9 protein-coding genes are annotated in these 7,119 nt (G+C 69.2%); 6 read left to right on the top strand and 3 right to left on the bottom strand.

Annotated features, from left to right (window positions below; all coding sequences use genetic code 11):
- Positions 1-71: 71 nt before the first annotated feature.
- A complete protein-coding gene (locus RIF68_RS21200; protein ID WP_309052867.1) occupies positions 72-560 on the bottom strand; it encodes a type II toxin-antitoxin system PemK/MazF family toxin in 489 nt (162 codons plus the stop codon).
- Between the two features lie 205 nt (positions 561-765).
- Between RIF68_RS21200 and RIF68_RS21205 the strand changes: the two genes are divergently transcribed.
- Both RIF68_RS21205 and RIF68_RS21210 read left to right on the top strand, forming a co-directional pair.
- On the top strand, positions 766-1,521 hold the full coding sequence (locus RIF68_RS21205) for an MBL fold metallo-hydrolase (RefSeq protein ID WP_309052868.1): 756 nt from the start codon (positions 766-768) through the stop codon (positions 1,519-1,521).
- Positions 1,522-1,828: 307 nt separating this feature from the next.
- On the top strand, positions 1,829-1,969 hold the full coding sequence (locus tag RIF68_RS21210; RefSeq protein ID WP_309052869.1) for a hypothetical protein: 141 nt from the start codon (positions 1,829-1,831) through the stop codon (positions 1,967-1,969).
- 72 nt (positions 1,970-2,041) lie between these two features.
- On the opposite strand, the gene RIF68_RS21215 is transcribed toward RIF68_RS21210, so the two are convergent.
- The gene (locus RIF68_RS21215) at positions 2,042-3,307 is read right to left on the bottom strand and encodes a PTS transporter subunit EIIC (protein WP_309052870.1); all 1,266 of its coding nucleotides are present in this window, start codon (positions 3,305-3,307) and stop codon (positions 2,042-2,044) included.
- Positions 3,308-3,554: 247 nt separating this feature from the next.
- On the bottom strand, positions 3,555-4,823 hold the full coding sequence (locus RIF68_RS21220) for a PTS transporter subunit EIIC (protein ID WP_309052871.1): 1,269 nt from the start codon (positions 4,821-4,823) through the stop codon (positions 3,555-3,557).
- A gap of 186 nt (positions 4,824-5,009) precedes the next feature.
- On the opposite strand from RIF68_RS21220, the gene RIF68_RS21225 reads away from it, so the two are divergent.
- The 4 genes from RIF68_RS21225 to RIF68_RS21240 form a co-directional block, all read left to right on the top strand.
- Complete coding sequence (locus tag RIF68_RS21225) at positions 5,010-5,291, top strand: PTS glucose/sucrose transporter subunit IIB (protein ID WP_309052872.1); 282 nt, start codon at positions 5,010-5,012, stop codon at positions 5,289-5,291.
- A gap of 75 nt (positions 5,292-5,366) precedes the next feature.
- Positions 5,367-6,098 carry a ribonuclease PH gene (rph, locus tag RIF68_RS21230; protein WP_309052873.1) on the top strand — a complete coding sequence of 244 codons (732 nt, stop codon included), beginning with the start codon at positions 5,367-5,369 and terminating at the stop codon, positions 6,096-6,098.
- A 103-nt stretch (positions 6,099-6,201) separates the two neighbouring features.
- Complete coding sequence (locus RIF68_RS21235; RefSeq protein WP_375165182.1) at positions 6,202-6,594, top strand: hypothetical protein; 393 nt, start codon at positions 6,202-6,204, stop codon at positions 6,592-6,594.
- Between the two features lie 11 nt (positions 6,595-6,605).
- A partial coding sequence (locus RIF68_RS21240) for a non-canonical purine NTP pyrophosphatase (protein WP_309052874.1) occupies positions 6,606-7,119 on the top strand: 514 nt, incomplete at its 3' end.

The following is a 7,119-nucleotide window of genomic DNA, read 5'->3' on the forward strand; positions in this document are numbered from 1 at the left end:
CGTCCCGCCTGCCGCCGTCCCGTTCCCCGGGCCCCTTGCTGTACCGTCTGCCGCCGTCCCGTTCCCCCGGGTCACCGCGCCAGATGGCGCACCTGGTCCCAGACCACCGGGTCCGCCGTTCCCGCTCTCCGGCGGAACTCCGCGAGCGGCACGTCCCGCAGCTCGTCCGTCTCCAGGAAGCTCGGCCGGCCCCGCGCGTCACCGACGGCCCCCGGCGGCAGCGCGATCACGCCCGGCCGCTCGGCGTGGCACCTGCTGGTGATCTTGGCGACGAGCGCGCTGTCGCCCCGTACCGCGAGCACCAGGCAGGGCCGGTCCTTCGAACCGGGACCGTCCTCGAAGGGCACGTCCGCCCACCAGATCTCCCCGGCCCGCGGCGACCGCGCCGGCCGGTCCGCCGGGCGGGTTCCGGTCCCCGGCGCCGTACGGCCCGGCGCACGGCCGGAGGGGCGGGTGCGGCCCGGCGGGCGGCGCGAGGACCGCTTCCGTCCGTCCGCGACCGCGACCACCAGCGCGAGCACGACGACCGCGAGCAGCGCGGGCCACCATGACGTGTCCATACCCCATGACGTTACCGGCGCGCGGCCCGCATCGCCGGACCGGTCCGCCATCCATCCGAACCGGTGACAGAGCCCGTGAGTTCGCCCACAACGGGCCGTCACGGAGGAGCTACGGGCCCGGGTGCGCCTTACGCTCGACAGACCGCACGACCTCCCCCTCCCTCAGCGCGCTATTTCCGCACCCGTCCACGGAGGTTCACGCTCCATGAAGCTCACCGTCGTCGGCTGCTCCGGGTCGTTCCCGTCCGCGGACTCGGCCTGTTCGAGCTACCTCGTCGAGGCCGACGGCTTCCGGCTGCTTCTCGACATGGGCAACGGCGCCCTGGGCGAGCTGCAGCGTCACATCGGTCTGTACGACCTCGACGCGATCTTCCTCAGCCATCTGCACGCGGACCACTGCATCGACATGTGCGCGTACTTCGTGGCCCGCTACTACCGGCACGAGGGCGGACGCTGCGACGCGCTCCCCGTCTTCGCCCCGGAGGGCGCGGAGCAGCGGCTGACCACGGCGTACGCGGACACGCCGTCCCCGACCTCGATGAGCGAGGTCTTCGACTTCCACACGCTGAAGTCGGGGAGCAGCTTCGAGCTGGGCCCGTTCTCCGTCCGTACGGAGAAGGTCTGCCACCCCGTCGAGGCGTACGGCATCCGGATCGAGCACGGCGGTCGTTCGCTCACGTACTCCGGTGACACCGGGGTCTGCGACGCGCTGCACGACCTCGCGGACGGCACCGACCTCTTCCTGTGCGAGGCCTCCTTCACCCACGGCAAGGAGGACGTGCCCGACCTCCACCTCAACGGCCGCGAGGCCGGCGCCCACGCCGCCCGCGCCGGAGTGGGCCGTCTCGTCCTCACGCACATCCCCCCGTGGACGGACGCCGCCCGGAACCTGGCGGACGCGCGCGAGGTGTACGACGGCCCGTCGGAACTGGCCCGCCCGGGCGCGGTCTACGAGATCTGACGGACTGCGGGCCGATGCCTTGAGCGCCCGGCTTTCTGGTCTATACCTTTCTCGTGATCGCGGCGGAGAGACCGCCCGCCGCACTGGCGCGCAAGGGGAAATCGTGATCCGAGTTCGACGGGCGTCAGGTGTCATCGCCGCTACGGTGGGGCTGGTGGCCGGCCTGGGCCTCGGCGCCCCGGCTGCGACAGCCGCAGCACCCGGCTTGTCACCGGCGTGGACCAACGTCACATGCCTGTCGCCGAGCAAGATTTCCAGCAGTCATTCCAAGCAGTGTCCGTCGGGCGCGTGGAGGCAGTTCAACTTCTTGAAGAAGATGCGAGTCGATGCGGGTCCCTCCGCCGGCTACCACTGCAGCTTCCACATGTACCACTACATGAGCGCCGGTACGGCGGGCTGGGATCAGTACGACGCGGGTACCACGAGTGTGGGCCCCGGCTGCGTCTGAGCCGTAGGAAAGGCAAGGAAGGCCCCGGAACCTGGAACGGTTCCGGGGCCTTGTGCCGTACGGGGGAGGGACTCACGCCTTGGTGAGGTCCTCGACCTCCTCCTCGGGCTCGCGGCCCGGCGTGGGGAGGTTGAACTTGGTGATCGCGAAGCGGAAGACCACGTAGTAGACCGCTGCGAAGACGAGACCGATGGGGATGATCATCCACGGCTTGGTCGCGAGTCCCCAGTTGAGGAAGTAGTCGATCGCGCCTGCGGAGAAGCTGAAACCGTGGTGCACGCCCAGTGCCCAGGTGACGGCCATGGAGATGGCGGTCAGGATTGCGTGGAGCGCGTAGAGGACCGGGGCGATGAACATGAACGCGAACTCGATCGGCTCGGTGATGCCGGTGACGAAGGAGGTCAGCGCGAGGGACAGCATCATGCCGCCGACGGCCTTGCGGCGCTCGGGGCGGGCGCAGTGCGTGATGGCGAGGGCGGCCGCCGGCAGGGCGAACATCATGATCGGGAAGAAGCCCGACATGAACTGACCGGCGGTGGGGTCGCCGTGGAAGAAGCGCGGCAGGTCGCCGTGCCACAGGGCGCCGGCGGAGTCCTTGAACGTGCCGATCTCCTGCCAGGCGACGGTGTTCACGAACTGGTGCATGCCGATGGGCAGCAGGCCGCGGTTGACGACGCCGAAGAGTCCGGCGCCGATCGCGCCGAGGCCGGTCATCCACTCGCCGAAGTTGGTGATGACGTTGCCGATCGGCTCCCAGACCAGGCCGAAGAAGACACCCATGATGGTGCCGACGAAGGCCATGATGATCGGGACGAGGCGCCGGCCGTTGAAGAACCCGAGCCAGTCGACCAGCTTGGTGCGGTGGAAGCGCTGCCAGATGACCGCGGCGAGCAGACCCATGACGATGCCGCCGAGGACCTTGGGGTCGTTGTACGTCGCCGCGACGTCGACACCCTTGTTGGCGGTGGTGTTGACCACGGCCTCGGTCACGGGGAACGCGGTCAGCACGTTCCTGTAAACCAGGAAGCCGACCAGGGCGGCGAGGGCGGTCGAGCCGTCCGCCTTCTTGGCGAAGCCGATGGCGATACCGACACAGAACAGCAGGGGCAGGTTGGCGAAGACCGCGTCACCTGCGGTGGCGAAGACCTTCGCGACCTTGTCCCACCCGAGCCCGTCCTTGCCGAAGGCATCGTCCTGGCCGAGACGGAGCAAGATACCCGCGGCCGGCAGCACGGCGATCGGCAGCTGCAGGCTGCGACCGACCTTCTGCAGGCCCTGGAACAGGCCGGATCCGCGCTTCTTCGCGGGAGCGGCGGCCTGGGCGGTGGCCGTACTCATCAACTTCCTCCAGTTGGGCAAGGCGCCGCCAGAGGACAGGGGAAAGGGGGTGACGGCGGCGTCTCGGGGGAACGCGGTGGACTACCGCGTGGTCTACACCAATGAGTGGTGTAGACCAGTTTTAGCACGTGGGACTTAGATAAGGAACCTGTGAATTCTGTGGGCTCGGCCATAGCCGGAACGGCATGACAAAAGCCCCCGGAACCAGCGGCTCCAGGGGCCTTCGGACACTCGCGGGGCGCCCCCGCTACGGCTTCGTGACGTCCTTCTCCATCTCCCGCTCCACCTCCTCGGGCTCACGGCCCGGCGTCGGGACGTCGAACTTCGTGATGATCAGCCGGAACAGCACGTAGTACACGACCGCGAAACCCAGGCCGATCGGGATGATCAACCACGGCCTGGTGTCCAGATGCCAGTTCACGACGTAGTCGATCAGACCCGCCGAGAAGCTGAAGCCCGCGTGCACCCCGAGCGCCCAGGTGATCGCCATCGAAGCGCCCGTGAGCACCGCGTGCAGGCCGTACAGCAGCGGTGCCGCGAACATGAAGGAGAACTCCAGGGGCTCCGTCACGCCCGTCACGAAGGAGGTCAGACCCACCGAGATCATCAGGCCCGTCACCTCCTTGCGCCGCTCCGGCCGGGCGCAGTGCGCGATCGCCAGGGCCGCCGCGGGCAGACCGAACATCATGATCGGGAAGAAGCCCGACATGAACTGACCCGCCGACGGGTCCTCCGCGAAGAAACGGGTCAGATCGCCCTGCACCACCGTGCCGTCCGGCTTCGTGTACTCACCGGCCTGGAACCAGAAGAAGGTGTTGAGGAACTGGTGCATGCCGATCGGGATGAGAAGCCGGTTCGCCAGACCGAAGATGGCGGCGCCCCACGCCCCGAGATCGATCAGCTGCTTGGCGAACCACGTCAGAGCGTCACCCACCGGCTCCCACAGCAGCCCGAACAGCACGCCGAGCACCACGCACAGGAACGCCATCATGATCGGCACCAGCCGGCGGCCGTTGAAGAAGCCCAGCCAGTCCACCAGCTTGGTGCGGTGGAACCGCTGCCAGATCACGGCCGTGAGCAGGCCGATGAGGATGCCGCCCAGCACGCCCGGATTCTGCGCGACCCCCTCCGGGACCTCCTCCGTCACCGTCCCCTCACGCGGGAAGGCCTTCAGGACGTTGAAGTAGACGAGGAACCCGACCACGGCGGCCAGCGCCGTCGACCCGTCCGCCTTCTTCGCGAAACCGATCGCCACCCCGATGCAGAAGAGGAGCGGCAGGCCGAAGGCCCCGTCCAGGATCGCGGTGCCGCCCTGCGTCAGCACCTTCGACGTCTTGTCCCAGAAGGCGCCGTGCAGGTACGCGGAGAAAAGGTTTCCGAGGCTCACCAGCAGACCGGCCGCCGGCAGCACCGCCACCGGCAGCTGCAGGCTGCGGCCCACCTTCTGGAGACCCTGGAAGAGGCCGCCGCGCCAGTTCTTCCCGCGCGCCGGGGCGGCGGCACTGTCGGTGCTCATCGGCGTCCTCCCACTCCCGGAACAAGCCGGGTCCGCGTCTCGTTGCACACTGGTGTAGACCAGTTGCGATAGGCTCCGGGAGCCCGCAGGGGCGGGCCGCCGGTGATCATCATCTTTCGGTAGAACGGCGGCATGCGCTCGCGAAGTTGGGCCAACCGTGGGTTACCGTGACGAAGCGGACCACCGGTGCGCCGAGACGCGCGTTCTGCGAACGGAACGGACAGGGAGAAACACATGGCCAGCAAGGCTGAGAAGATCGTCGCCGGGCTCGGCGGCATCGACAACATCGAAGAGGTCGAAGGCTGCATCACCCGCCTCCGCACCGAGGTCAACGACGCCAGTCTCGTCGACGAGGCCGCCCTCAAGGCCGCCGGCGCCCACGGCGTCGTCAAGATGGGCACCGCCATCCAGGTCGTCATCGGCACCGACGCCGACCCCATCGCCGCCGAGATCGAAGACATGATGTGAGCGGCTGACGCGCACCGGCAGGGCCCGTTCCGGCAGGGGAACGGGCCCTTCCTCGCGTACGGCTACGCTCGTCCCATGTCTCGTATCGACGGCCGTACCCCCGAACAGCTCCGCCCCGTCACCATCGAACGCGGATGGAGCAAGCACGCAGAGGGCTCCGTCCTCATCTCCTTCGGCGACACCAAGGTCTTCTGCACCGCCTCCGTCACCGAGGGCGTCCCCCGCTGGCGCAAGGGCAGCGGCGAAGGCTGGGTCACCGGCGAGTACTCCATGCTCCCGCGCTCCACCAACACCCGCGGCGACCGCGAGTCCGTCCGCGGCAAGATCGGCGGCCGCACCCACGAGATCTCCCGCCTCATCGGCCGCTCCCTGCGCGCCGTCATCGACTACAAGGCCCTCGGCGAGAACACCATCGTCCTCGACTGCGACGTCCTCCAGGCCGACGGCGGCACCCGCACCGCCGCCATCACCGGCGCCTACGTCGCCCTCGCCGACGCCATCTCCTGGGCCCAGGGCAAGAAGCTCGTCAAGCCCGGCCGCAAGCCGCTCACCGGCACCGTCTCCGCCGTCTCCGTCGGCATCGTCGGCGGCGTCCCCCTCCTCGACCTCTGCTACGAGGAGGACGTCCGCGCCGACACCGACATGAACGTCGTCTGCACCGGCGACGGCCGCTTCGTCGAGGTCCAGGGCACCGCCGAGGCCGAGCCCTTCGACCGCGCCGAACTCAACGCCCTGCTCGACCTCGCCGCCGCCGGCTGCGCCGAGCTCACCGACCTCCAGCGCAAGGCCCTCGACGCAACCCTCTGAGGCCCCACGGCGTCCTCACCGACAACGGACAGCGGGCGCACGGTCACCAAGCGATACGATCCGTGCGCCCGATGTCATGTCATGTACAGGGGAGGACCCACACGTGAAGCCTCGACCGACGAAGCGACGCCTCGCACTCGCCGTGGCCACGGCCGCCGCGCTCACCACCGTCCTGAGCGGCTGCGGAGCCCTCGACAAGGCCATGGACTGCGTCAAGACCGCCGAGGCCATAGCCACCTCGGTCAACAAGCTCGAGCAGGCCGTCTCCAGCGCCTCCAACGACCCCGCCCAGATCGAGGAAGCCCTCAACTCGATCTCCACGGAGCTCGGCAACCTCAAGGGCACCACCGACAACGCCGACCTCTCCAAGGCCGTCGACGACCTCGGCAAGGGCGTGGACACCGTCCGTACCGCCGTCAAGAACGGCGACACCACCCCCGACATCAAGCCCGTCACCGACGCCGCCACCGAGATCGGCAAGGTCTGCACCCCGTAGATACTGGGGTCATGACCCGTCTGATCCTCGCCACCCGCAACGCGGGCAAGGTCACCGAACTCCGCGCGATCCTCGCCGACGCAGGCCTCGGCCACGAACTCGTCGGCGCGGACGCGTACCCCGAGATTCCCGACGTCAAGGAAACCGGCGTCACCTTCGCCGAGAACGCCCTGCTCAAGGCCCACGCGCTCGCCCGCGCCACCGGCCTCCCCGCCGTCGCCGACGACTCCGGCCTCTGCGTCGACGTCCTTAACGGCGCCCCCGGCATCTTCTCCGCCCGCTGGTCCGGCACCCACGGCGACGACCGCGCCAACCTGGACCTGCTGCTCGCCCAGCTCTCGGACATCGCCGACGAGCACCGGGGCGCCCACTTCGCCTGCGCCGCCGCCCTCGCCCTACCCGACGGCACCGAACGCGTCGTCGAGGGCCGCATGGAGGGCACCCTCCGCCACCGGCCGGCCGGCACGAACGGCTTCGGCTACGACCCGATCCTCCAGCCGGAGGGCTACGACGTGACCTGCGCCG

Source organism: Streptomyces sp. (genome assembly GCF_031178505.1).
Taxonomy (GTDB): Bacteria; Actinomycetota; Actinomycetes; order Streptomycetales; family Streptomycetaceae; genus Streptomyces; species Streptomyces gulbargensis.

What these genes read in the sequence shown, in the direction of transcription:
- RIF68_RS21220 (WP_309052871.1), bottom strand. Translation starts at nt 4,823, where the DNA reads ATGAGCACCGACAGTGCCGCCGCCCCGGCGCGCGGGAAGAACTGGCGC.
- RIF68_RS21200 (WP_309052867.1), bottom strand. Translation starts at nt 560, where the DNA reads ATGGACACGTCATGGTGGCCCGCGCTGCTCGCGGTCGTCGTGCTCGCG.
- RIF68_RS21205 (WP_309052868.1), top strand. Translation starts at nt 766, where the DNA reads ATGAAGCTCACCGTCGTCGGCTGCTCCGGGTCGTTCCCGTCCGCGGAC.
- RIF68_RS21215 (WP_309052870.1), bottom strand. Translation starts at nt 3,307, where the DNA reads ATGAGTACGGCCACCGCCCAGGCCGCCGCTCCCGCGAAGAAGCGCGGA.
- rph (WP_309052873.1), top strand. Translation starts at nt 5,367, where the DNA reads ATGTCTCGTATCGACGGCCGTACCCCCGAACAGCTCCGCCCCGTCACC.